The organism is Bacillus sp. FSL K6-0923 (assembly GCF_038630825.1).
Taxonomy (GTDB): Bacteria; Bacillota; Bacilli; order Bacillales; family Bacillaceae; genus Bacillus; species Bacillus pumilus.
Genome location: NZ_CP152044.1, coordinates 2,207,517 through 2,230,606 on the forward strand (window position 1 = coordinate 2,207,517; position 23,090 = coordinate 2,230,606).

The following is a 23,090-nucleotide window of genomic DNA, read 5'->3' on the forward strand; positions in this document are numbered from 1 at the left end:
ACGTTTTTCTTAACGAATCGACGATTATTGCAATTTGACAACATACCACTTTCCAATTTGTCGAAAAATCTCTTTTTCCTTATTTTATAACATGATGGCAGAGAAAGAAAGGGGAGAAAAAAACTGCCGGAAGATTCGCGGCAGTTTGATGATCAGCTTGCTTTTTTGTTTTTTTGATAAAGGTCGATGCCTGCTTCTGACAGCATCCATTCAATGTGTACGCCGTAGCCGCTTGTCGGGTCATTGACGAAAACGTGCGTGACCGCCCCAATGACTTTTCCGTTTTGGATGATGGGGCTTCCGCTCATACCTTGGACGATACCGCCCGTTTTACTTAAAAGACGCTCATCTGTTACCTTTAATACCATCCCTTTTGTTGCCGGGAATTTCTGCGGAGTCGTGCTGACGATTTTAATATCAAACTTCTCCACTTTATCATGATCCACAACGGTTAAAATTTCTGCTGGACCTTCTTTCACTTCATTTGATAAAGCAACTGGAAGCGGTTTGTCTGATACATGATTTTCAAGCTTTTCGGTTAACGTACCAAAGATACCAAATGGACTGTTGCGGGAGATATCTCCTATTGTTTTTCGTTCGGAAGAGAATCTCGCCAATTTTTCTCCAGGATTGCCTCCTGTGCCTTTTTCAATCGATGTTACGGTTGATCTAACAATTTCACCATTGTCGACAACAATTGGTTTTTTTGTATCCATGTCAGAAATGACATGCCCAAGGGCACCATATTTTTTAGAAGATGGTTCAAAGAAGGTCATCGTGCCGATTCCTGCGGCGGAATCTCGAATGTAAAGACCAATTCGATAGGTGCCTTCACTTGCATCTTTTGCGGGTGTTAATGTTGTTTGAAAGGTTTTATGGTCTCTTTTTATGAGTAAACGAAGCGTTTCACCTGTTTTCCCTGCTTTCTGGATAAATGGGGTGAGGTCATTCATTTTCTCCATCTTTTGACCATTGATTTCAATGATCATATCCCCTGATTGAATGCCTGCGGCTTCGCCTGGTGATTTTTTGCCGTCTGCTGTTGTGATTTGATGAAAACCTACAACGAGAACTCCTACAGAGTGGAGCTTGACGCCAATGGATTGTCCTCCAGGAACGACTTTTAATTCAGGGAGAACGTCGACTTTTGTTTTTTTAATAGGAAATCCTTTAAAATCATAAACAATTTCGGCTTTTCCTGCCTTTTGTCCTGTTACTTCAAGCTGATTCTTTTTCTCTGAAAGACTAAAGGCTTGTGAAGAAGCATTGGCTGACGCTTCTATTGATGTGTCAATTGCGTGCTTCTGTTTTTCAAATACAGCAACATTTGTTGGAATGCTGATGTATTCCTTCACTATGCTCATAAACCCTGTACTTATTAAAGAAACAAGGAGAATCACACCAATGGCTTTTCTCATCTTTTCGGGCATTCATTTTTCACTCTCCTCGCTCCTTACCCACACCAGAACACTCATGTTTTGGCTACATCTTTACTTTTGCCTTCTTCGCTTTGATTTATAACCAGCAGCTATAGAAAATGATTGGATAAATTGATAAAAGAAAAAGACGAATTCGCGGGTATATACAGCGATTTTGACACAATATAAAAAAGGCAGCTGGTTTTTCAGCTACCCTGTTGTTTTGACATCATTTGCTTGATGCAGCAATTCTTTTGCATGCTGTTTTGTCAGCTCAGTGACTTCGACACCCGCAATCATCCTGCCAATTTCACTCACTTTTTCTTCATGACTTAATGGTTTGACGTTTGTCAGTGTTCTACCAGCTTTAGAGCGTTTCGAAATGAAGAGATGCGTGTCAGCCATTGCTGCTACTTGCGGGAGATGCGTAATGCAGAGCACTTGTGAGCCAGCCGCCACTTTATAAATTTTTTCGGCAATTGCCTGTGCAACTCTGCCGCTTACGCCTGTATCCACCTCATCGAAAATAATGGAAGTGACCTCTTGTTTGGCTGAGAAGATACTTTTCACGGCGAGCATAACACGTGAAATTTCTCCACCAGAAGCAACTTTTGATAAAGATTTCATCGGTTCGCCAGGATTAGTAGAAATCACAAATTGAGCTTGGTCAATTCCGTTTTTCCCAAGCTGGACGGGCTTTCCATCTAGCAGCGGATTATCCGTGCTGCTAAAAGGCGCATACCGAATGGAAAAGGATGTATCAAATGTTGACTTCTCCATATACAAATCCTTTAGTTCTGTTTGAATTTGCTTCGCTAGCTTTTTGGCCCATTTTTTACGAAGCTCCGAAACGTTAAGTGCTTCAAGCAGGGCGTCACGGCTCATTGCATCCAGTTTGTTTTTAAGTGTCTGCAGATGACTGTCCCGATTTTGAATTTGATCGATTTCTTCTTCAATCTTCGCCGCATACTCCAAAATTTCCTCAACCGTCGTCCCGTACTTTCGCTTTAACTGCTTCATTTCATTCAGCCTAGACTCAATAAAATCAAGGCGTGCTGGGTCAAACTCTAATTGATCCAGCATGCTTCGCATTTGAAACGTCGAATCCTCTAATAAATAGTAAGAGTTCGACACTTGTTCGGAAAGCTTTTTTAGATCGTCGTTAATCTCAGAAACCTGCTCGAGCTCGCTCGATGACATGCCAACCCAATCAAGTCCCCCCTGCTCATTGCGCAAGGCATTATAGGCGTTTTGGAGTGAGGAAAAGATCTTTTCGTAGTTGCTGATCTGATGGCGCTCTTCTTGAAGCTTCTCATCTTCTCCCGGCTCTAATTGTGCCGCTTCAATCTCTTCTAGCTGAAATTGCAATAAATCTAATCGGTGCACCATTTCTTGCTCATTCTCAGAGAGCTGTTTTAGCTTTTGGGCTGTCTTTGTATATTGCTCATATGCTTCTTGATACTGTGACAAAGCAGGTGCAATTTCTTCTGCTCCAAATTGATCGAGTAAATGCAGATGATTTTCATCCTCCATCAATAACTGGTTATCGTGCTGTCCATGTATATCGAGCAAAAGGCGTCCTACTTCGCGTAAAAGTGAGATTGTGACGAGCTTGCCATTGATGCGGCAAATGCTTTTCCCGTTATTGTTAATATCACGGCGAAGGATCATCATTTCATCAGTTGCGTCAATTCCCTGCTCTTCGCATAAAGCAAATACAGGGTGGTCAGCTGCTGGTACAAGAAAAAGCCCCTCCAGCTCAGCCTTTTTCTCACCATAACGAACAAATTCAGACGACCCTCTACCTCCCACAAGAAGTGAGACAGCGTCAATCATGATGGATTTCCCTGCACCTGTTTCCCCTGTTAGGACTGTGAGTCCTTTTTCAAATGAAACCGTTAACTCTTCAATGATTGCAAAGTTTTTAATGGTTAGTTCTGCTAACACTCATTTGCCACCTCTTTTTGTAAACCTGATTCTTTATAGGAGCTCTAAAATTTTGCTTGAAACTATTTCCGTATCATCTGGTGTGCGGCAAATGATCAAAATGGTATCATCTCCGCAAATGGTTCCCATGATTTCTTCCCAATCTAAATTATCCATTAAAGCCCCAATCGCCTGAGCATTACCTGGCATGGTTTTGAGGACGATTAAATGACTGGCAGCATCCATTTTAATAAATGCATCCATTAAGGATCGCTTTAGTTTAGACAGCGGATTAAACCGCTGATCCGCAGGAAGGCTGTATTTATATGTTCCATTGTTCGTCGGCACTTTCACTAAATGCAATTCTTTAATATCTCTTGAAACGGTCGCTTGTGTAATGTTATATCCATCGGCTTTTAAAATATCGACTAGTTCATCTTGTGTTTCAATCTCTTGGCTCGCGATGATTTCTCTAATCTTAATATGCCTTTGACCTTTATTCATTATTGACCCCCCTAGGCGTTTGATCTCAGTTTTTCTTTACGTTCTATGTTATATGAACCACAGTTCAAAAAACAAGCGTTACGTGAGAAACGGCCAATTCTCATCTTTTGACCATGTAAAAAGGAATAATAGCGAGCTATTATTCCTTTTGTTTCAACCTCATGTATCAGCCGGCTCAGGACTGTTTTTCTTTTCTTTCAATACAGAATGGGCTTCCTTGACGATCTTTTCAAGTTCTGAAACTGGAAGTGCCGCATTCTCTTCTTGATCAGGGTGAAGCACTAAATGGAGAAGGAACTCAATATTCCCGTCTCCGCCTGTAATAGGCGAAAATGAGACATCCTTCACATCATAGCCTTCTTTTGCAGCAAATTGATTCATCTCTTCCAGCACACCAAGGTGGACAGACGGATCTCGCACGATGCCTTTTTTCCCAACAAGCTCTCTTCCTGCTTCAAATTGGGGCTTGACGAGTGCAATACAGTCTCCGCCCGGAACAAGAATGTGCTTTAAAGCCGGAAGAATGAGTTTAAGTGAAATAAAAGAGACATCAATTGACGCTACTTCTGGCAATCCTTCGGTAAAATCTGCCGGGACGGAATGACGGAAATTGGTGCGCTCCATGACGATTACCCTGTCATCCTGCCTTAATTTCCATGCAAGCTGATTGTAGCCAACATCAACAGCATATGATTTGACCGCTCCATTTTGAAGAGCGCAATCTGTAAATCCACCTGTTGATGAACCAATATCAATTAGCAATTTCCCTTCAACAGTTAAGTCGAATTCTTTTAGCGCTTTTTCCAGCTTTAATCCGCCGCGGCTCACATATTTCAGAGGGTTCCCTTTCACAGTGAGCGGTGTATCACGAGCGATTTTCTCTCCTGGTTTATCCAAGCGGTTTTCATTTGAGTAAACGATCCCTGCCATAATGGCACGCTTTGCTTTCTCTCTCGTTTCTATTAGTCCTTGTTCGACTAATAAAACGTCAAGTCGTTCTTTCTTTGATGTCATGATCCAATTCCTTTTCTTGGTGCTGCGGGAAGCAAGTCACGTAAAGTGTCAGCAACCTGTGCTTTCGTCAAACCAATTTCTTCAAGCAGGGCATCAACACTTCCATGCTCAATAAATTCATCTGGAATGCCCATACGTTCTACTTTGATATGAGATGCTTTCTTATCGTGTATATATTCTAAAACGCTGCTGCCAAATCCGCCTTGGAGCACAGCTTCTTCAATCGTTAAAATCGGAATACCTTCAGAAAGAATATCATTTAACATCGCTTCATCAAGAGGCTTAATAAAACGAGCATTGACAACACGAACCGATTTCCCTTCTTTTTGAAGTTCTTCTGCTGCTTGAAGCGCCATTTTAATCGTCGTACCAAATGTTAAAATCACAGCATCCTTCCCTGGACGAAGAACCTCCCAGGACCCAATCGGAATGGTTTTCAGCTGTTCATCCATTTTGACACCTAACCCATTACCGCGCGGGAAGCGCATGGCAATAGGACCGTCATCGTACTGAATAGCTGTATTGACCATGTGCTGCCCTTCATTTTCATCTTTTGGCATCATGAGCACCATATTCGGCATATGACGCATAAAGGCAATATCAAACACACCTTGATGGGTTTCTCCATCTGCACCGACAAGTCCAGCACGGTCAATGCCAATAAAGACGTTTAGATTCTGGCGGCAAATATCGTGGAGCACTTGGTCATAGGCTCTTTGCAGGAACGTTGAATAAATCGCTAAAAATGGCTTCATGTCCTGCGTCGCAAGACCAGCTGCCATTGTGGCTGCATGCTGCTCGGCAATGCCTACATCAAACATCCGCTCTGGAAATTCCTTCGCAAAGCCTTCAAGCTTTGAACCAACAGGCATCGCAGGCGTGATCGCAACAATCCGCTCATCTTCCCGTGCCAGCTTTCTGACTGTTTCACTGACGAGACCACTCCAAGACGGAGCTGCTGCTGCCGGTTTTACAAAATCACCTGTATCAATTTTGTATGGACCCGTACCATGCCAAGTGCCAATTTTATCGGATTCTGCCGGCTGATAGCCTTTTCCTTTTTTCGTGATGACATGCAGAAGAACAGGCCCTTTTGTTTTCTTTGCATATTCAAGATTCTCAAAAAGATCTTCATACGAATGTCCGTCAACAGGACCTAAGTAGGTAAATCCCATTTCCTCAAAGAACATGCCAGATACAAGTAAATATTTGAGGCTGTCTTTGATACGCTCTGCTGTCGCAGCAAGCTTACCACCTACAGCTGGAATGCGCTTGAATAAATATTCAAGTTCGTCCTTTACCCATTGGTATTTGCCAGCTGTACGTAATCTGCCAAGCATTGTGTGAATCGCACCGACGTTTGGTGCAATACTCATTTCATTGTCATTTAAGATCACAATCATATCTTTCTTTTCATCACCGATATGATTCAAAGCTTCCAGCGCCATACCTCCAGTTAGTGCACCGTCTCCAATAATCGGCAGGATATATTCATCTGTCCCTTTGATATCACGCGCTGCCGCCATACCCATCGCACCAGATAATGAGGTTGAACTGTGACCTGTCTCCCAAACATCATGCTCGCTTTCATTTCGTTTAGGAAAACCGCAAAGCCCTTTATATTGGCGAAGTGTATCAAACTCCGCCCCTCTTCCCGTTAACAGCTTATGAACGTAAGACTGATGTCCAACATCCCAGAGGAATTTGTCTTTTGGGCTGTCAAATACTTTATGAAGCGCAACAGTCAGTTCAACGACTCCCAGGTTCGGACCGATATGCCCGCCAGAGTTAGCTAAGGACTCAATTAAAAACATGCGAATGTCAGCGCTAAGCTCCTCTAATTCTGCATTTGACATTCCCTTTAGAAACGTTGGATTTTTTATTGATAAAAGATCCAATTAGGATCAACTCGCTTTCAACAAAATTTCTATATACATCTATAATGCCTTATTCCTTTGAAAACCAGTAGGGAATAAGAGTTGTCTCATCATAATAAACTGTTTACAGTTTACCACAATTGCTCGAGGACCCTCAAATCTAGGCTGTTTTTAATGATCTCTTGAGGCAATTAGATCACATAAATCATGCAGTAATTGCTGCTCTAATTGAAGATTGGAGACAATTTCTTTTGCACGGGTGATGTGCTCATGCAGTTTTTCTTTTGCTCCTGAAAGCGTTAATAAAGAAGGATATGTCGACTTTTCATTTGCTGTATCAGAGCCGACCCGTTTTCCGATTTTTTCTTCGCTTCCTTCGAGATCTAAAATATCATCACGGATTTGAAACGCAATGCCAATATGATAGCTGAATTCCCTTAGCTTCTCGATATCGTCATCTGATGCTCCTGCCAGCATTCCACCTGCTGCGACGCTGAACGTGAGGAGCTTTCCTGTTTTACGGGCGTGAATGGATTCTAGTTCAGCAAGCGATACTTGTTTTTGCTCTGCTTCCATGTCATCAAACTGACCGCCAACCATTCCTAGTGCACCTGCTGACTTTACAAGCTCATCTACAATTCTGATCTTTTTGTCAGCAGAGACGCTGCTTGACAGCTGTGATGTAATCAAACGGAAGCTCTCTGTTAAAAGGGCATCACCTGCGAGAACCGCTGTTGCTTCTCCGTACACTTTATGATTCGTCGGTTTTCCTCTGCGAAGGTCATCGTCGTCCATGCAAGGAAGGTCGTCATGTATCAAGGAATACGTATGAATCATCTCAACCGCACAGCCAACAGGTATACCGTCTTCTTCGTTTTTACCGTAAGCATTTAGAAGAGCAAGAACGAGAACAGGTCGAAGCCTTTTCCCGCCCGCTTTAAGTGAATAGAGCATAGAAGATTTCAGGTCTTCTGGAATCGTCAATTCCTGAACATATGTAAATAAATAATCTTCAATGGCCTGCTTTCGTGTTGTTAAAAATTCATTTAAATTACTTGTCACCAGCATCTGCCTCCTTCACTGAGAAGGGAGCCAGCTCACCGTCCTCTTTTAAAATGAAATCCATTTGCTTTTCAACATGCTGTAATTTTTCATGACAAAGCTTCGAAAGGGTCATGCCTTCTTGAAAATAATGAATGGCCTGCTCAAGTGGTACATCTCCTTCTTCGAGCTTTCCCACAATCTCCTCAAGACCTTTCATCGCCTCTTCAAATGTCATTTGTTCTTCTTTTTGTTTATTGGATTCTGTCATGATGATTGCCCCTCCTTCTCAATAACCTCACAAATTAGACGTCCATCCTTCATCGTGATAGTCAGCTGATCCTTCGTCTCTACTTGGTTCACACTTTTTACTAGTTCTTCTTCTTTATAGGCTAAGCTGTAGCCTCTTTCCATCACTTGAAGTGGATTTAATGCATTTAGTTTACCAAGAACCGATTGGAACTGCGAATGAATTGTTTTCATTTGCACATTCATACTGCGAATGAGCTGTTCTGTTTCATTGGCGTGTCGTTTTTTCGCTTGAAGCAGCTGTTCTTTAGGATGAAGCGGCTTCAGTCTGTATGTCTGGCGGTCTAGCTGACTGCGTTTTTGCTCAATTTGTCTCGTCAGCTGTTTTTGAAAACGGTCAAATACCAAATCGAATTGCTGCTCTTTTTGCTCCTGTAATCGTTTTGGAAAACGGAAGGCATAAGAGGATTGCAGCGCCACAAGACGGTCTTTCGCTTGTGAGGTTCGATTCTTTACCGCTCTTGTTAGCCGTATATCGATTGATTTGATTCGCTCTATTAAATCGGTCGTGCTTGGAACAGCAAGTTCAGCCGCTCCTGTTGGTGTGGGTGCTCTCATATCTGCAGTGAAATCACTGATCGTAAAGTCTGTTTCGTGCCCAACTGCAGATATGATTGGAATGTCTGATGCGAAGATGGCCCTTGCGACAGCTTCTTCATTAAAAGCCCAAAGCTCTTCAATCGAACCGCCTCCTCTTCCGACAATCAAGACATCACAGAGCTGTTTTTCATTCGCTTCCTTGATTCGCTCTACGATGGAACGGGTCGCATGCTCACCTTGGACGAGCGCCGGAAGCACAATGATTTTCGCCTGCTGATAGCGCCTATTGATCGTCGTAATGACATCTCGAACAGCCGCTCCTGTTGGAGACGTAATGACACCAACAACCTCTGGATATTCAGGGATTGGCTTTTTATAGCGCGCATCAAATAAGCCTTCACTTGCTAGCTTTTTCTTCAGCTCTTCATAAGCAAGATGAAGAGCACCAACACCATCAGGCTGCATTTCTTTTGCATATAATTGATAGTTGCCGCTTGGTTCATAGACTTGAATTCCGCCGCGTACAAACACCTTCATCCCACTCTTAGGTGAAAAAGGCAGCTTCGCCGCAGAGCGCTGGAACATGACAGCTTGCATGCGGGCGTTTTCGTCTTTTAAGGTGAAGTACACATGTCCCCTTGAATGAATCTTGACATTGGATAGCTCACCTTTGATCCAAATATCTTCTAAATGCGGATCAACATCAAATTTTCTTTTTATGTATTTTGTAAGGGCTGTGACCGTCACAAAGGCTTTTTCACTCATGACGTATTCCTCCTCCTCAAAAACGCACATTCATCCACCAGCAGTATGCAGGTGGATGAATGGATAAAGCTTATGCTAATGTACGTTTTGCTGATTTAACCGTATTATGTGCAAGCATCGTAATCGTCATTGGACCGACTCCGCCAGGGACTGGTGTGATATAAGAAGCTTTTTCTTTTGCCTCTTCAAAATCAACATCACCAACAAGCTTCCCGGTATCCAAACGATTGACTCCTACATCGATCACAATAGCGCCTTCTTTAATTTGGTCAGCTTTAATAAAGTTTGCTCGACCGACGGCAACAACTAAAATATCCGCTTTCAACGTATGTTCTGAAATATTCACTGTTCTTGAATGGCAATAAGTAACCGTTGCGTTTTCGTTTAACAGCAATTGCCCTACTGGTTTACCGACAATATTGCTGCGTCCGACAACAACGACTTCTTTTCCAGAAAGACTAACACCCGTCTTGTTTAGTAGTTCAACAATGCCTGCTGGTGTACATGGAAGGAATGTGTCTTCCCCAAGCAGCATTTTCCCGATATTCAATGGATGGAAACCATCAACATCTTTCTCAGGTGAAATACGTTCAATCACGGCTTTTTCAGAAATATGTTTTGGCAGTGGAAGCTGAACAAGAATCCCGTGAAATTGATCGTTCGCATTGTACTGATCAATCAGCTGAAGCAATTCTTCTTCTGTTAAAGAAGCCTCTAAATGATCTAGCTGGAAATGCATCCCCATTGCTTCTGCTGCTTTTTTCTTTCCGCGTACGTAAGAAAGTGAAGCCGGATCATCACCGATTAGAATAACGGCAAGACCAGGTGTGACACCTTTTTGTTTTAGCTCTTCTACTTCTTTTGCTAATTGCTCACGCTTTTCTTTTGCTGTTTCTTTCCCATCGATGATTGTTGCTGTCATGTCGAATCCTCCTATTGCTGCTTTAGGTCGTTTTTAATGTTTGAAAGTACTCCATTTACAAATTTCGGTGCTTTATCATCACCGAATAATTTGGCCAGTTCAATCGCTTCATTCATTGAGACACTAACCGGGATATCTTCTTGATACACCATCTCGTACACAGACAGCCTTAAAACGGCTCTGTCTACGTTTGCAATACGATCGAGTTTCCAATTCACTAAATGCTGTGAAATCATGTCATCGAGCTTGTCCTTTTGTTCAAGCACACCGAAAACCAGCTCCTCAAAAAAAGGATCTGATTCTTGTTCGTCCAGCGCATGTGTAATGGCCTCTTTCGGATCAATATTGCTCACATCAATTTGAAATAATGTTTGTAGCGCCTTTTCTCTTGCAGTTCTTCTTTTCATTATTTACTCCTTTAACCACTTTATCCGCTTGTCGTTAAGCCATACAGAGATCATAACATATTTTGACCGTGGTCGCACCAAGATCCATGTGAGCTGTCACGAAAAACGAATCAATCCACGTGTGAGATCATCATTATTCGGAAATGACCCAAAAATGGGCTTTAAAAAACCAAAGAGGCGATGCCTCCTTGGTTTCACTTGAACTCTTTTTTACATTTCTTGATCTACTTCAGCATCAGCTGATTTTGTATCAAATTGAATACCAACGACATGGATATTGATTTCATTAATCGTTAAGGCAGTCATGTTCAAAAGAGTTTGACGGATATTTTCTTGTACAGCAGTGGATACCTTTGGAATGGATAGGCCAAATTCAATCACACAATATACATCGATTGTGATGCCTTCATCAGAGACATCTACTTTCACACCTTTACGGTGATTTTTTTTACCAAAGCGTTCTGCTACATCAGCAGCGAAATTGCCGCGCATTTCGGCAATGCCTTCGACTTCTGAAGCGGCGATCCCAGCAATGACCTCAATCACTTCTGGTGCAATTTGCACTTTTCCCAATTGATCTTCATCAAGGTTCATTTCAAGCAAATTGTTTTCTGACACGATCATTCACCTCCGAAAGCTGTGATTATTTCATGATTTGGTATGTTTCTAAAAACTTCGTATTAAAATTACCGCTCACAAATGTTTCATGCTCAAGCAATCTTAGATGGAATGGAATTGTTGTGTAGACTCCTTCAATGACGAATTCTTGAAGCGCACGTTTCATTCTCGCAATCGCTTCTTCTCTCGTCTTACCATATGTGATCACCTTTGCAATCATACTATCGTAATATGGCGGAATCACATAGCCCGGATAAGCGGCAGAATCCACGCGTACTCCTAAACCGCCTGGCGGAAGATACATTTTAATTTCACCAGCTGATGGCATGAAGTTTTTCTCTGGGTTTTCTGCATTAATACGGCATTCGATTGCCCATCCTTCAAATACGACATCCTCTTGTGTAAGAGAAAGCTTCTCACCTGATGCCACTTTAATTTGTTCTTTGATCAAGTCAACACCTGTGACCATTTCTGTTACAGGATGCTCTACTTGAATACGGGTATTCATTTCCATGAAGTAGAACTTCTCTTCATTATAATCATAAATAAATTCGACTGTTCCAGCACCAGTGTATTCAACAGCTTCTGCAGCTTTTACGGCTGCTTCACCCATTTGCTCACGGATGTCTGCATTTAGCGCTGGTGATGGCGTTTCTTCAAGAAGCTTTTGCATTCTTCTTTGGATTGAGCAATCACGCTCTCCTAAATGAATGGTATTGCCATGCTGATCTGCAAGCACTTGGATTTCCACGTGTCTAAAGTCTTCAATGAACTTTTCTAAATAGACGCCAGGGTTACCAAAGTTTTGCGCTGCTTCCTGCTGCGTGATGGTGACACCGTTAATGAGCTCTTCTTCGGTACGAGCTACACGGATTCCTTTACCACCGCCGCCGGCAGTTGCTTTTATAATCACAGGATACCCAATACTTGCTGCTGTTGAAACAGCATCATCAAGATCTTTTACAATTCCTTGAGAACCAGGAACAATCGGAACGCCAGCATCTTTCATTGTTTCCCTCGCGACATCTTTTGTTCCCATTTTGGAAATCGCTGACGGAGTTGGCCCAACAAAGATGACATTGCATTCCCCGCAAAGCTCAGCGAAGTCTGCATTTTCAGCAAGGAAGCCGTATCCTGGATGGATGGCATCAGTACCTGTTAATTTAGCAACACTAACAATATTCGTGACATTTAAATAACTATCTTTTGAAGCAGTCGGTCCGATGCAATATGCTTCATCAGCCATTTGAACATGAAGCGCATCGCGATCCGCTTCCGAAAATACCGCAACTGTTTCAATTCCAAGCTCTTTACAAGCGCGGATAATTCTAACTGCGATTTCTCCTCTGTTTGCAATTAATAGCTTTTTAATCATGATCGTACTCCTTACTCTGCTTTCACTAGAAAGAGGGGTTGTCCGAATTCTACAAGCTGACCGTTCTCAGCTAATACTTCGACGATTTCACCTTTTACTTCTGCTTCGATTTCATTAAACAGTTTCATCGCTTCTACGATGCACACAACTGTGTTTTCGTTCACCTTAGAACCTGTTGTCACGTAAGGACCTGCTTCTGGTGAAGATGAAGCATAAAATGTGCCAACCATTGGGGATGTAATTTTATGCAGATTATCAGACGCAGCTGCCTCTTGTGCAGGGGCTTCGGTCTGAGCTGGAGCTTGTGCTTTAGGAGCTTGTTGAGCTGGAGCTGCTTGGACAGGAGCCACTGATGCTTGTGCCGCAACTTGCTGAACGACTTCTTTATTTTTCTTCAGTTTGATTTTTGCACCTTCGTTTTCGTACGTAAATTCATCAATAGTAGATTCGTCAATTAATTTAATCAGTTCATGAATTTCTTCAATTTTTAACATGGATTTGCACCCCTATGTATGGATTTATCTTTTTCTTTATAGGCTAGTACTAAAAGTACATACTATAACCATCTTACAGGAGGATTTCAATGAATTCAACTACTATTGTGGCGAAGCGCTTTGCGAGAGCATCTTGAAGAGGGCGCAAAACCGCATCAAAAAACGCCCTTTTCGGCAAAGGGCGTCTGTTCATTTTTTATTCGTTAGAGGGCTCAAAAGTGACCGCTACGTTATCAAGACCTCTCATTTCTTTTGTGACCATATCAATAATATCGGCCGCTTGGGACTTTGATTTTTTGTCAGAACGAACTGTGATGCTCACTTTATCTCCCTCTGCACTCACTAGCGCATCTTTATAACCTTTTGTTTTAATTAAGGTTTCAAGTTGACGCTCCGTTCCTTCTGCTTCACTAAGCGCTGTCATTTGGTCATAAGCTTCGCTTTTTTCTTGTGCTGTTGCATCATCACTGGATACGATTTCGTTGAACTCTTCGCGCTGCTTGCTTCGTTTATCTTCAAGCTCTAATCTGTATGTTGTAAAAAGCTCATCGTCTGTTTGCTCTGACACAGCCTTTCCTTCTTCACCGCTTGTTTCGATATCCTCTTGTTTACCATTTGTTTCTTTGTCAGTGGACTTCTCATCAGCGCCTTTTTCTGTTCCTTTATCCATTCCTTTTTCTGGTTCAGTCTTTTTCTCTTCCGTTCCTTTTGATTTCATCTCTTCTACTGTCACTGCATTTTCACCTTGTGGAGACATGATATAGTACACACTTAAGACGACAACTAAACTTAGCATCGTTAATAGCCAAACCGTTTGTTTTTTTAACATCATTCCGAATCCTCCTTGATTTTTTTAGGGGCAACAGCCACTCTATGGCTCGGTACATCAAGCACTCGTGTAACCGCTTCAATGATGGTTTTCTTTATTTGAACGTTGTCTACTCCTTGAGCAACAACGAGAACACCTCGAATATCTGGTTTTTTCGTTTGCACCACGACTGGCGTTTCTTCATTGCCATTTTTGATGATGACGATTTCTTCTTCTTTTGTTTGATCAGTGACACTTCGCACGCCGCCTTCTTTATCTGTTTCTTCGGTCGTTGTGCTTTTATTGGATTTGTTTTTTTCAAACACTTTTAAAGAAGTTGCGTCTACATTGACCACAATCGATACATCCTCAACGCCAATAATGGTCTCTAAAATTTCTTTCAGCTGATTTTCGTATTCTTGCTCCACATCCTCAATCGAATTCTTTGATTTACTTGACGATGCCGGCTTGAATACCTCCTGCTCTTGTGAGGTTGTTTTTTTAGAAGCAGGAACAGCAGCTTGTTCTTTGCTTGATGGCGGTGACAAGATCTGACTGACTAACATGAAAGATACGCCGATGATGAATACAAGCAGCAAGTAATGGTGCTTCGTTAATTTTGGTTTCCCTCCACCTTTTTCAGGCGGCTGCAAGAATGATTTCAGCTTTTGTTTCCAGTCCTTGTTATTCATGATCTGCTGCGTCACCTCCCTCAATGTTCAGCGCAATGTGCTCAGGACTCGTATTCCAAACATCAGCAAGCGTCTCTTTCACCCTCTTGATCTCTTTGCTAGAAGATCCAGCGCTGTCCTCCTTTTGCCTGGAGAGATCAATGTCCACCTTTGCCACCGTTTCTACAGCATCACCTGTGAGCGGGGAAAGAACTGCTTTGATGCGAAATTGATCCGCCTCCATATTCTGATCCAGGTGCTCTTCATCTGCCTGCACTTCTACGTGTTTCATTTCATAGCTCTCCTTCTCCAGTGGCTCCTTTGCGCTTTTTTCTAGTTGGACAGCCATTTGCTTTAAAATATATGCACGCTGAGAGGCTTGTATTTCTTTTTTTTCTAAATTCATCTGATTTTTTATTTCTTCTGACTGTGCTTCTTCCTTCCCCTTCATCAATTCTGAGAAGATTTGGTCAGGGTCTGCCCGAAATAAAGCAAAAATCGGATTGAGCATCACGACAATCAACAGGAGGCTGACGACCATTTTGGCATATTTTTGCATGCTTGAATTGGGAAGCAGAAGATCAATGACAATCGCAAATAAGATAAAGAGAATAATACTTGTGATCCATTCCGTGAGAAAACTCAAAAGGTGTCCCCTCCTTACTTCATCATCATGGTCAAATTGCCAGCAGTGATAATGACGGTAATGCTTAAAAAGAACATGAGCGATACGACAGCAAGTGCAGCAAAGATATAGAGCACACTTTTTGAAATGACATCAAGGCAGCTGATAATCGGACCGCCTCCTAATGGCTGAAGAATGGCTGCGGCAAGCTTATATATAAGAGCTAGCGAGAGCACTTTGATCGCAGGGAAGGCGGCAATTGAAATGAGAATAGCGACGCCGACAAGTCCGACCGTATTTTTAAGTAATACAGAGGCACTGATGACGGTATCCGTCGCATCTGTAAACATTCTGCCAAGGACGGGGATGAAATTTCCGGTAATAAATTTGGCTGTACGAAGTGTGATACCATCTGTAACCGCAGCAGATGCCCCTTGCACAGAAATGACACCAAGAAAGACAGTTAAAAAAACGGCTAACCCGCCTATCGCCACATTTCTTAACAGCTGGGCAAGCTGGGTAACCTTGTATTGTTCAGTCAGCGTACTGACAATGCTTAATATCGCTGATAAAAAAATAAGCGGAAGAACGACATATTGAATAAAAACGCCGCTCGTATTCATCAAAAATAAGATAACCGGATGAAAGAATCCGGCTGAGACAAGCCCGCCTGAGGAAGCAATAAGTGCTAATAACAGAGGAATAAGAGCAAGAATAAAACTGGTCATCGTTTGAATGGCTTCCGTTGCATAAGAAATCGCCACATGAAAGCTGTTGAGTGCAATAATGATCAGCACCATATAAACAAGTGCGTATGCGACTTTACTGACAGTGCTTTGTTCAAATGCATTCTGCAAAAGCTGTAAAAGCGAACAAAAGATGGTGAGTAAAATCAGTGTCCCAAGGAGCTTTCCGTTTGCGATGACCTCGTGAAAAAGATAATGAACAAAGGCTTTCAGCCATGTCTTGGGAGACAGCTCTTTATCGCCATCAATCATTTCTTTCACTGTTCCTTTTTGGCTTTCTGGCAGAAAGCCGCCATACTCATCCAATATGGTTTCCCAAAAGTCACTAATGGAATGAAGCTCAAGTGCATCAGCTTGTCCAGCCGCCACTTCTTCTGCTGCTGGTGCTTCATTTGATAAAGGCTCTTTTTCTTCTGCACCTGCGTGCGGAGCGATCAGCCAGAAGAAAAGCATCAGTCCCATAACAGCTGTCACCCGTTTCATTGTCATCACCTCTTTTCAATTAAGTCATGGACGGGATCATACCTAAGATCGTCTCAATGATGACTGTTAAAATAGGAACTGCCATGACCAAGATGAGAATTTTGCCGCCAAGCTCTATTTTTGATGCAATGGCGCCTTGTCCAGCATCTTTTGTCAGCTGGGCGCCAAATTCCGCAATATAGGCAATGCCAATAATTTTTAAAATGGTTTCAACATACTTCATATTGACACCGGCACTTGCCGCAATTTTTTCTATCATCGAGATAATGGCATAGATTTGATCTATTAAATAAAGAAAGATCACACACCCTGTAAATACAACTAGCAAAAAGGCGAAGGTTGGCTTTTGTTCTTTGACGATTAATGCTAAAAAAGTAGCGATTAAACCAAGTCCAACAATTTGTATGATTTCGATTTGTAAGCCCTCCCCTATCCTTGAAATAGAAATACGGCTTTAATCTTTTTAAACAAATCATCTACAATGGTTGCTACCATAAACAAAATGTAGATAAAACCAAGCAGCGTGACCCACTGAGCGTACTCCTTTTTCCCCATTTGATCTAAAATCGTATGGAGGAATGCCACAACGATGCCTACTCCCGCAATTTGAAAAATGACGTTTACATCAACGCCCATGCTCTCGACTCCCTTCCTCTCACATCAATAAAAGAATCAGTAGTAATCCGCTTAAAAATCCGAGGCTTCTGACCATTTTTTCATTTTTGGCTTGGGCGATTTCAGCTTCCTTCTCCTCCGATTCCAAATGACCTAAAGCAAGCTTGATATATTTTTGCTGAGACGTGACATCATGCTGGCCAAGTGTTTCTCCAAAGTGCTTCAGTGCCTCATATTCGCCTTTTTTTAAGACGGTTTTTTTCCAAACATCCTCAAGGCTCTCATTCCATGCATGCCGTGCAGAAAAAGTTCCACCTTTCAGCTTTTCTGCAAATTGTTCAAATAACCGATTCACAGGAGTGCCTACTTGTGACGCAATTTGCTCTGCTGCACGCGCTAGAGGTGTTTGACCATACATAATTTCAGCTTCAAGAGACTGGAGCGCAAACCGGAGCTGTCGAATTTGTTTCGGCCGGTCGCTATATCGTTTGGCAAACTCGAACCCTCCCCAAGTCGTAGCCGCGACAATCAAGATAGCGCCAATGAGCTTTAACATACGTCCACTCCCCGCCTCCATTTCATCTCTTGTCCGCTTTGGTCATATATTCGTCCGATCGTGCCGGGACCGTCCTTGCGATTTAATTCAATATAACGCTCAAACACACGAAGCTCCCATAGCGGTTTCAATGATGGACGTTTATATACATCTTCAAGTGAATAGCCATGAACGGAAACGATAATGGTGACCCCCGCATGAATCGCTTCTAAAAGTGCCTGCACATCCTCGCGTTTGCCGATTTCATCGACAATCATGATCTCTGGACTCATAGACCGAATCATCATCATCAAGCCCTCAGCCTTTGGACACGCATCGAGCACATCCACCCGGTGTCCAAACTGGTGCTGCGGCACCCCTCTTATACACCCAGCGATTTCTGATCGCTCATCTATAATGCCAGTTTTTTTAGGAGGAATTGCTTTTGTGCCCGTACTAGCCAGTCTTGCTATATCCCGCAATAATGTCGTTTTCCCTGTTTGCGGTGGACCGATGATCAGTGTATTGCACCAGTGCTCATCATATAAATAAGGAAGAAAGGGAAGCGCAATCCCGACTTTTTCTTTTGCGATGCGGATATTAAATGAAGAGATATCTCTTAATCCTTTGACAATGCCGTTTTCAACGATCACCTTTCCTGCAAGTCCCACCCGGTGCCCGCCTGAAATGGTGATGTAGCCTTGCTTTAGCTCCTCTTCAAGTGTGTACATGCTGTAATTGCTCAGCCTGCCTAATAGCTGAGACGCATCTTCTCCTGTTGTGTGATAAGAAAGAAAGCGCGGTTTTCCTCTTTGCATTAATTCAATAGGACGATCCGTGCGAATGCGGATTTCTTCTATTTGATCCCATTCTGCTTCTTTTAGCAGTCTAAGTTCTTGTCCAATCGAGTGCGGGAGAATATCCAACAAACTCCGCAACGAATTCCCCTCCTTTTTTTCTTCTCTAAAATGTATGATGGGAGCCGTTAATTATGCCAAGCCGTTTTACTTATAAATCCCAACAAGAATAAAGACGACACCAATGAAAATAAAGACGAGCTTGGCATAGGATAGCTGCCCTGCGATTTGATAGATTCCAATCGTCATCGTGATGATAAAAATGAGCGGCCCAATGATCGCCAATATACTATTAATGACAACCGCTTTACGGACATCATTTGTGACTAAAATGAGGATGGCGGCTGTCATTTCAATCGCTGCTGATAAAAACCTCATGCCTGCCATCGCAGCGACTGATGGATGGATGCCCGGGAGAAATTGTTTCATACTAGAACCTCCAGCTTTTTTTACACTATATGCTTGTCTAGCTGGAAGTAGTCTTGTTTTTCGGAAAGGAAAAGAGATGAATGAGAGAATTGAGAGAAGGCGTACCTTTTGGGGGAATCTTACATGCTTTACAATAAAAAAAGGCTGTAAACACGAGGTTTACAGTCTTTTTTCGTTCATTACGCTCTTGACACGTATGAACCGTCTGATGTATTAATGACTAGTTTATCTCCTTGGTTCACAAAGAAAGGAACGTTGACGATTAAACCAGTTTCTGTTTTTGCAGGTTTTGATCCGCCTGATGTCGTGTCACCTTTAATACCAGGCTCTGTTTCTACTACTTCTAGTTCTACCGTGTTTGGAAGTTCTACTCCAAGTGTTTCAGCACCATACATCACAATGTGAACCGACATATTTTCTAGCAAATATTTCAGCTCATCTTTAATTTGTGTTTCACTTAGTTCAAGCTGCTCATAAGAACTTGTATCCATGAAGACATGTTGGTCGCCATTTGCATATAAATATTGCATTGTTTTTGTTTCGATTTGAGCTTTCGCTACTTTTTCGCCTGCACGGAATGTTTTTTCTTGAATAGCACCAGTACGCAGGTTACGCAGTTTCGAACGAACAAACGCTGCGCCTTTCCCTGGCTTTACGTGTTGGAAATCCACTACACGCCAAATACCGCCGTCCACTTCAATTGTCAGGCCTGTACGAAAATCGTTTACTGAAATCATTTTGTCATCCTCCTACATTTCACCATCATAATATGATAAGTTCTTTCGGTGAGTGGGTCAATCGTTTATTGCCGTCAGCTGTCAGGACAATATCATCCTCAATTCTCACGCCGCCGACATCCGGCAAGTAAATTCCCGGTTCAACTGTCACGACCATTCCCTCTTCTAAAACGACCTCTGATCGTGAGGAAAGGCCTGGCGCTTCATGTACTTCCATCCCTAGCCCATGGCCAGTTGAATGCCCGAAGTATTGACCATAGCCATACTTTTCAATGATGTCACGTGTGATGCGATCAGCTTCTTTTCCTGTTAAGCCTGGCTTGATTCTATCCACACCAGCGTTTTCTGCTTCTAATACGATATGATAAATTTCCTTTAACTTATCGCTCGGTGTGCCAACAGCAATCGTTCTTGTCATATCAGAACAATACCCTTTATAGTAAGCACCGAAATCGAGTGTAACTAAATCACCAGATTCAATCACCTTTTCACTCGCTCTTCCGTGCGGCAGGCTTGAACGAACACCTGAGGCGACAATCATATCGAATGAAGATCCTTCAGCGCCTTCTTTTCTCATGAAAAATTCAAGCTCGTTCATGACAGCAATTTCCGTCAAGCCCGGCTTGATGTAAGTGAGAATATGATCAAAGGCGTGATCTGCAATCTTCGCAGCTTCCCCTAATATCTTAATCTCTTCACTAGACTTAATCAAGCGCAACTTTTCAACTGATTCTGAGACCGGAACAAGCTCAATATCACCTGTTTTCTCTGCATACTGCTGGTACGTGGCAAATGTCATATGGTTTTGTTCAAATCCAAGGCGTTTGATCCCAAATTCCTTTGCCGTTTGAGCTGCGGTTTCTGCGATGTTTCCTTTATGTTCAATAATGTCGAAGCCTTTTACTTGGTCCTTCGCTTGCTCTGTATAACGGAAATCCGTGATAAAAGCTGCCCGATCCTTTGAAACAACGGCGAGACCGGCTGAACCAGTAAAGCTGGTCATATACTGTAAATTAAAGCTGCTCGTAATGACTAGACCATCGATCTCTAATTCAGATAAAAGTGTTCTTAACTTTTCAAGTTTCATGATACTGCTCCCCCTTCACTCACTAAATAACGAATCGCCAATTTATACCCTTCTAAACCAAGACCAACGATTTGCCCTTGGCATACTGGAGCAAGTACAGAATGATGGCGGAATTCCTCTCTCTTATGAACGTTTGAGATATGTACTTCAACGACGGATAAAGAAATACTTGCAATGGCATCTCTCAGAGCATAGCTGTAATGTGTAAAAGCCCCTGGGTTAAATACGACTCCATCGTACTGATCTTCTGCCTCGTGGAGCGCATCAATCAAATCTCCTTCGTGATTTGATTGAAAGAACGTTAACTGGATATTGGCTCTTTCTGCAAACTGGAACAAATCTGTCTCTAAATCTGTCAGCGTCTTACTTCCGTAAACAGCCGGCTCTCTTTTGCCAAGCCTATTTAAATTCGGCCCATTCAGCACAAGAAAATGAGGCATACAACCACTCCTTCACCCTAATTCAATCTATATCGAGATCTGTTTCTTTTTCCTTAGAAACCTTTCGTTTCCAAAAATATTTTATCATATGAATAGGTGATTTACACTTTATTCTGTCTTTTTCCCGAGTGCCCTCGCAAGCTTTTGACTCGTTAATTCATTATATTCAAACGAAATACTGTACCCGACAAACATGCCGTATAAAATATATAGGCAAAATGTCGTGACGATGGTGCTTTGCTGCAAATCTTGTACTTGCTTTACATCTGGGAAAATCGGGTTAAATACGTAAAAAACGATCAGCCATAAAAGCGCGCCATATATCAGCCCCATCCAATAGCCTTTGATCCGTTTCAAAAGCCCATAATAAATAAAGGCTGCTCCGATCGATAAAACCCCTAAAAGCACAATACTGATAAAAGTACCAAGTCCGCCCTTTTTCCACTCTCCGAGTACAAAAGGCTGAAGGAGCATATTGGGACTCACCTCTGAGAAATGAAACATATGGGTCAGAAACCCGATAAAGCCCCAAAAAACACCGCCAACAAAGCCTGTCGCAGCTGCTCTTGCCAATAGCGATGACGTTTGTACAGACTGATTGTTCTCTTCTTGGTTTTTCTTTTCATCACGTTTCATTTGTGAACACCTCCAGCAAGTAGTATGTCCAAAATGTCATAAAAAAAAGGATTTCCATACGTGAGTGTAAAATTTTTATAACAGGGTATACTGGCTAAAAAGAGGTAGATAGAATTCTAGTAGATAATCGACCTGTGCGCTAGTGATTTCCCTACATTTCCTGTACAATAAAGGTATAAGGAAATGCATGTAAATTACAGGAAACAGGCAGGTTGATGAAATATGTCCAATCAAACAAAACCTCCAGCATATGGAGGGCAGGCAGTTGTCGAAGGTGTCATGTTCGGAGGTAAAAAGAACTATGTGACAGCGATTCGGCGTAAGGATCAGTCCATTGAGTTTTTAAAGCTTCCCCGGACCTTCAATAAACGAACCGCCTTTCTCAAGAAAATCCCCTTTGTCAGGGGTGTTGTTGCACTTGTTGAAGCAAGCGCAAATGGCAGTAAGCACTTGAACTTCTCCAGCGAGCGCTATGACTTAGATCCTTCAGAAGATCATACTCTTGAAAAAGAACAACAAAGCTCAAAATTATCTATGATTTTCGGCATTGCTGTGATCGGAGTTCTCTCTCTCCTCTTTAGTAAATTTGTCTTTACCCTAGTACCTGTCTTTTTAGCTGAACTTGTGCGGCCCGTCTTTTCAGGGAATTTCGCACAAATCGCAGTTGAAACATTCTTTAAACTGGTCCTGTTATTAGGCTATATTTACTTTATTTCCATGACCCCTTTAATTAAAAGGGTATTTCAATATCATGGCGCAGAACATAAAGTCATAAACTGCTATGAACAGAATCTTGACATCACAGTGGAAAATGTCCAAAAACAATCACGTCTTCATTATCGATGCGGTAGCAGCTTTATTTTATTCACTGTCATTGTCGGAATGTTCGTCTATTTACTCGTACCGACAGATCCTTTATGGGTGAGAATTCTGAATCGCTTGGCGCTCATTCCAGTTGTTCTCGGCATTTCATTTGAATTGCTTCAGCTTACGAACAAACTCCGAGAAGTGCCTGTGCTGAAAGTGCTTGGCTATCCTGGCCTTTGGCTGCAATTGCTGACAACAAAAGAACCTTCTGACGATCAAGTCGAGGTAGCCATTGCAAGTTTTAATGAACTTCTTCGTTTAGAGGAAGCATCTCTGAAACAAGCGTCAGATTCTGCTCATCAAGTGATCTAACTTATAAATCCGGTAAATTCCTTCGGAGGTGG

Annotated in this window: 27 protein-coding genes; 1 reads left to right on the forward strand and 26 read right to left on the reverse strand. The window is 42.3% G+C overall.

What is annotated here, in order from left to right:
* Nucleotides 1–152: 152 nt before the first annotated feature.
* The 26 genes from spoIVB to MHI16_RS11325 form a co-directional block, all read right to left on the reverse strand.
* The gene (gene spoIVB, locus MHI16_RS11200; protein ID WP_058014714.1) at nucleotides 153–1,430 is read right to left on the reverse strand and encodes a SpoIVB peptidase; all 1,278 of its coding nucleotides are present in this window, start codon (nucleotides 1,428–1,430) and stop codon (nucleotides 153–155) included.
* Between the two features lie 198 nt (nucleotides 1,431–1,628).
* Complete coding sequence (gene recN / locus MHI16_RS11205; RefSeq protein WP_061408509.1) at nucleotides 1,629–3,365, reverse strand: DNA repair protein RecN; 1,737 nt, start codon at nucleotides 3,363–3,365, stop codon at nucleotides 1,629–1,631.
* A gap of 33 nt (nucleotides 3,366–3,398) precedes the next feature.
* Entirely contained in the window at nucleotides 3,399–3,848 is a 450-nt protein-coding gene (gene argR, locus MHI16_RS11210) for a transcriptional regulator ArgR (protein ID WP_058014712.1), read from the reverse strand.
* A gap of 159 nt (nucleotides 3,849–4,007) precedes the next feature.
* Nucleotides 4,008–4,862: a TlyA family RNA methyltransferase gene (locus MHI16_RS11215; protein ID WP_061408512.1), complete on the reverse strand. Its 855-nt coding sequence runs from the start codon at nucleotides 4,860–4,862 to the stop codon at nucleotides 4,008–4,010.
* Nucleotides 4,859–6,760, reverse strand: coding sequence for a 1-deoxy-D-xylulose-5-phosphate synthase (gene dxs, locus MHI16_RS11220; RefSeq protein ID WP_061408514.1), 1,902 nt, complete (start codon nucleotides 6,758–6,760; stop codon nucleotides 4,859–4,861). Before dxs ends, MHI16_RS11215 begins: the two co-directional genes overlap by 4 nt.
* 150 nt (nucleotides 6,761–6,910) lie before the next feature.
* A complete protein-coding gene (locus tag MHI16_RS11225; RefSeq protein WP_169057015.1) occupies nucleotides 6,911–7,801 on the reverse strand; it encodes a polyprenyl synthetase family protein in 891 nt (296 codons plus the stop codon).
* Entirely contained in the window at nucleotides 7,791–8,051 is a 261-nt protein-coding gene (locus MHI16_RS11230; protein WP_003215880.1) for an exodeoxyribonuclease VII small subunit, read from the reverse strand. Before MHI16_RS11230 ends, MHI16_RS11225 begins: the two co-directional genes overlap by 11 nt.
* The gene (gene xseA / locus MHI16_RS11235; RefSeq protein ID WP_268466060.1) at nucleotides 8,048–9,394 is read right to left on the reverse strand and encodes an exodeoxyribonuclease VII large subunit; all 1,347 of its coding nucleotides are present in this window, start codon (nucleotides 9,392–9,394) and stop codon (nucleotides 8,048–8,050) included. Before xseA ends, MHI16_RS11230 begins: the two co-directional genes overlap by 4 nt.
* 70 nt (nucleotides 9,395–9,464) lie before the next feature.
* Nucleotides 9,465–10,316 carry a bifunctional methylenetetrahydrofolate dehydrogenase/methenyltetrahydrofolate cyclohydrolase FolD gene (folD, locus tag MHI16_RS11240; protein WP_061408523.1) on the reverse strand — a complete coding sequence of 284 codons (852 nt, stop codon included), beginning with the start codon at nucleotides 10,314–10,316 and terminating at the stop codon, nucleotides 9,465–9,467.
* Between the two features lie 11 nt (nucleotides 10,317–10,327).
* Nucleotides 10,328–10,723 carry a transcription antitermination factor NusB gene (nusB, locus tag MHI16_RS11245; protein ID WP_058014707.1) on the reverse strand — a complete coding sequence of 132 codons (396 nt, stop codon included), beginning with the start codon at nucleotides 10,721–10,723 and terminating at the stop codon, nucleotides 10,328–10,330.
* 210 nt (nucleotides 10,724–10,933) lie between these two features.
* Nucleotides 10,934–11,341 carry an Asp23/Gls24 family envelope stress response protein gene (locus tag MHI16_RS11250; protein ID WP_058014706.1) on the reverse strand — a complete coding sequence of 136 codons (408 nt, stop codon included), beginning with the start codon at nucleotides 11,339–11,341 and terminating at the stop codon, nucleotides 10,934–10,936.
* Nucleotides 11,342–11,366: 25 nt separating this feature from the next.
* Nucleotides 11,367–12,716 carry an acetyl-CoA carboxylase biotin carboxylase subunit gene (gene accC / locus MHI16_RS11255; protein WP_058014705.1) on the reverse strand — a complete coding sequence of 450 codons (1,350 nt, stop codon included), beginning with the start codon at nucleotides 12,714–12,716 and terminating at the stop codon, nucleotides 11,367–11,369.
* Between the two features lie 11 nt (nucleotides 12,717–12,727).
* Complete coding sequence (gene accB / locus MHI16_RS11260; protein ID WP_012010533.1) at nucleotides 12,728–13,210, reverse strand: acetyl-CoA carboxylase biotin carboxyl carrier protein; 483 nt, start codon at nucleotides 13,208–13,210, stop codon at nucleotides 12,728–12,730.
* A gap of 196 nt (nucleotides 13,211–13,406) precedes the next feature.
* On the reverse strand, nucleotides 13,407–14,039 hold the full coding sequence (locus MHI16_RS11265; RefSeq protein WP_003216063.1) for a SpoIIIAH-like family protein: 633 nt from the start codon (nucleotides 14,037–14,039) through the stop codon (nucleotides 13,407–13,409).
* Nucleotides 14,039–14,710, reverse strand: a complete 672-nt coding sequence (gene spoIIIAG / locus MHI16_RS11270; RefSeq protein WP_058014704.1) for a stage III sporulation protein AG — start codon at nucleotides 14,708–14,710, stop codon at nucleotides 14,039–14,041. The genes MHI16_RS11265 and spoIIIAG overlap by 1 nt, the downstream gene beginning before the upstream one ends.
* Complete coding sequence (gene spoIIIAF, locus MHI16_RS11275; RefSeq protein ID WP_268466065.1) at nucleotides 14,703–15,335, reverse strand: stage III sporulation protein AF; 633 nt, start codon at nucleotides 15,333–15,335, stop codon at nucleotides 14,703–14,705. The genes spoIIIAG and spoIIIAF overlap by 8 nt, the downstream gene beginning before the upstream one ends.
* A 14-nt stretch (nucleotides 15,336–15,349) precedes the next feature.
* Nucleotides 15,350–16,543, reverse strand: a complete 1,194-nt coding sequence (gene spoIIIAE / locus MHI16_RS11280) for a stage III sporulation protein AE (protein ID WP_144462745.1) — start codon at nucleotides 16,541–16,543, stop codon at nucleotides 15,350–15,352.
* Nucleotides 16,544–16,562: 19 nt separating this feature from the next.
* Nucleotides 16,563–16,976, reverse strand: coding sequence for a stage III sporulation protein AD (gene spoIIIAD / locus MHI16_RS11285; protein ID WP_144462743.1), 414 nt, complete (start codon nucleotides 16,974–16,976; stop codon nucleotides 16,563–16,565).
* Nucleotides 16,973–17,179 carry a stage III sporulation protein AC gene (spoIIIAC, locus tag MHI16_RS11290; protein WP_003153142.1) on the reverse strand — a complete coding sequence of 69 codons (207 nt, stop codon included), beginning with the start codon at nucleotides 17,177–17,179 and terminating at the stop codon, nucleotides 16,973–16,975. Before spoIIIAC ends, spoIIIAD begins: the two co-directional genes overlap by 4 nt.
* A 19-nt stretch (nucleotides 17,180–17,198) precedes the next feature.
* Nucleotides 17,199–17,714 carry a stage III sporulation protein SpoIIIAB gene (spoIIIAB, locus tag MHI16_RS11295; RefSeq protein ID WP_058014701.1) on the reverse strand — a complete coding sequence of 172 codons (516 nt, stop codon included), beginning with the start codon at nucleotides 17,712–17,714 and terminating at the stop codon, nucleotides 17,199–17,201.
* Nucleotides 17,708–18,631 (reverse strand): stage III sporulation protein AA, encoded by a 924-nt coding sequence (spoIIIAA, locus tag MHI16_RS11300; RefSeq protein ID WP_268466068.1) that lies wholly within the window; start codon nucleotides 18,629–18,631, stop codon nucleotides 17,708–17,710. Before spoIIIAA ends, spoIIIAB begins: the two co-directional genes overlap by 7 nt.
* 66 nt (nucleotides 18,632–18,697) lie before the next feature.
* Entirely contained in the window at nucleotides 18,698–18,979 is a 282-nt protein-coding gene (locus MHI16_RS11305) for a YqhV family protein (RefSeq protein WP_058014699.1), read from the reverse strand.
* A gap of 179 nt (nucleotides 18,980–19,158) precedes the next feature.
* Nucleotides 19,159–19,716, reverse strand: a complete 558-nt coding sequence (gene efp, locus MHI16_RS11310) for an elongation factor P (RefSeq protein WP_003215497.1) — start codon at nucleotides 19,714–19,716, stop codon at nucleotides 19,159–19,161.
* Nucleotides 19,717–19,741: 25 nt separating this feature from the next.
* A complete protein-coding gene (locus tag MHI16_RS11315) occupies nucleotides 19,742–20,803 on the reverse strand; it encodes a Xaa-Pro peptidase family protein (RefSeq protein ID WP_058014698.1) in 1,062 nt (353 codons plus the stop codon).
* Nucleotides 20,800–21,243, reverse strand: coding sequence for a type II 3-dehydroquinate dehydratase (gene aroQ / locus MHI16_RS11320; protein WP_003215787.1), 444 nt, complete (start codon nucleotides 21,241–21,243; stop codon nucleotides 20,800–20,802). The genes MHI16_RS11315 and aroQ overlap by 4 nt, the downstream gene beginning before the upstream one ends.
* A 108-nt stretch (nucleotides 21,244–21,351) precedes the next feature.
* Nucleotides 21,352–21,879: a YqhR family membrane protein gene (locus MHI16_RS11325; protein ID WP_058014697.1), complete on the reverse strand. Its 528-nt coding sequence runs from the start codon at nucleotides 21,877–21,879 to the stop codon at nucleotides 21,352–21,354.
* 222 nt (nucleotides 21,880–22,101) lie between these two features.
* Between MHI16_RS11325 and MHI16_RS11330 the strand changes: the two genes are divergently transcribed.
* On the forward strand, nucleotides 22,102–23,058 hold the full coding sequence (locus MHI16_RS11330; protein ID WP_144462736.1) for a DUF1385 domain-containing protein: 957 nt from the start codon (nucleotides 22,102–22,104) through the stop codon (nucleotides 23,056–23,058).
* The last annotated feature ends 32 nt before the right edge of the window (nucleotides 23,059–23,090 follow it).

What these genes read in the sequence shown, in the direction of transcription:
- spoIVB (WP_058014714.1), bottom strand. Translation starts at nt 1,430, where the DNA reads ATGCCCGAAAAGATGAGAAAAGCCATTGGTGTGATTCTCCTTGTTTCT.
- argR (WP_058014712.1), bottom strand. Translation starts at nt 3,848, where the DNA reads ATGAATAAAGGTCAAAGGCATATTAAGATTAGAGAAATCATCGCGAGC.
- MHI16_RS11215 (WP_061408512.1), bottom strand. Translation starts at nt 4,862, where the DNA reads ATGACATCAAAGAAAGAACGACTTGACGTTTTATTAGTCGAACAAGGA.
- MHI16_RS11230 (WP_003215880.1), bottom strand. Translation starts at nt 8,051, where the DNA reads ATGACAGAATCCAATAAACAAAAAGAAGAACAAATGACATTTGAAGAG.
- xseA (WP_268466060.1), bottom strand. Translation starts at nt 9,394, where the DNA reads ATGAGTGAAAAAGCCTTTGTGACGGTCACAGCCCTTACAAAATACATA.
- folD (WP_061408523.1), bottom strand. Translation starts at nt 10,316, where the DNA reads ATGACAGCAACAATCATCGATGGGAAAGAAACAGCAAAAGAAAAGCGT.
- nusB (WP_058014707.1), bottom strand. Translation starts at nt 10,723, where the DNA reads ATGAAAAGAAGAACTGCAAGAGAAAAGGCGCTACAAACATTATTTCAA.
- accC (WP_058014705.1), bottom strand. Translation starts at nt 12,716, where the DNA reads ATGATTAAAAAGCTATTAATTGCAAACAGAGGAGAAATCGCAGTTAGA.
- accB (WP_012010533.1), bottom strand. Translation starts at nt 13,210, where the DNA reads ATGTTAAAAATTGAAGAAATTCATGAACTGATTAAATTAATTGACGAA.
- MHI16_RS11265 (WP_003216063.1), bottom strand. Translation starts at nt 14,039, where the DNA reads ATGTTAAAAAAACAAACGGTTTGGCTATTAACGATGCTAAGTTTAGTT.
- spoIIIAG (WP_058014704.1), bottom strand. Translation starts at nt 14,710, where the DNA reads ATGAATAACAAGGACTGGAAACAAAAGCTGAAATCATTCTTGCAGCCG.
- spoIIIAE (WP_144462745.1), bottom strand. Translation starts at nt 16,543, where the DNA reads ATGAAACGGGTGACAGCTGTTATGGGACTGATGCTTTTCTTCTGGCTG.
- spoIIIAC (WP_003153142.1), bottom strand. Translation starts at nt 17,179, where the DNA reads ATGGGCGTTGATGTAAACGTCATTTTTCAAATTGCGGGAGTAGGCATC.
- spoIIIAB (WP_058014701.1), bottom strand. Translation starts at nt 17,714, where the DNA reads ATGTTAAAGCTCATTGGCGCTATCTTGATTGTCGCGGCTACGACTTGG.
- MHI16_RS11305 (WP_058014699.1), bottom strand. Translation starts at nt 18,979, where the DNA reads ATGAAACAATTTCTCCCGGGCATCCATCCATCAGTCGCTGCGATGGCA.
- efp (WP_003215497.1), bottom strand. Translation starts at nt 19,716, where the DNA reads ATGATTTCAGTAAACGATTTTCGTACAGGCCTGACAATTGAAGTGGAC.
- MHI16_RS11315 (WP_058014698.1), bottom strand. Translation starts at nt 20,803, where the DNA reads ATGAAACTTGAAAAGTTAAGAACACTTTTATCTGAATTAGAGATCGAT.
- aroQ (WP_003215787.1), bottom strand. Translation starts at nt 21,243, where the DNA reads ATGCCTCATTTTCTTGTGCTGAATGGGCCGAATTTAAATAGGCTTGGC.
- MHI16_RS11325 (WP_058014697.1), bottom strand. Translation starts at nt 21,879, where the DNA reads ATGAAACGTGATGAAAAGAAAAACCAAGAAGAGAACAATCAGTCTGTA.
- MHI16_RS11330 (WP_144462736.1), top strand. Translation starts at nt 22,102, where the DNA reads ATGTCCAATCAAACAAAACCTCCAGCATATGGAGGGCAGGCAGTTGTC.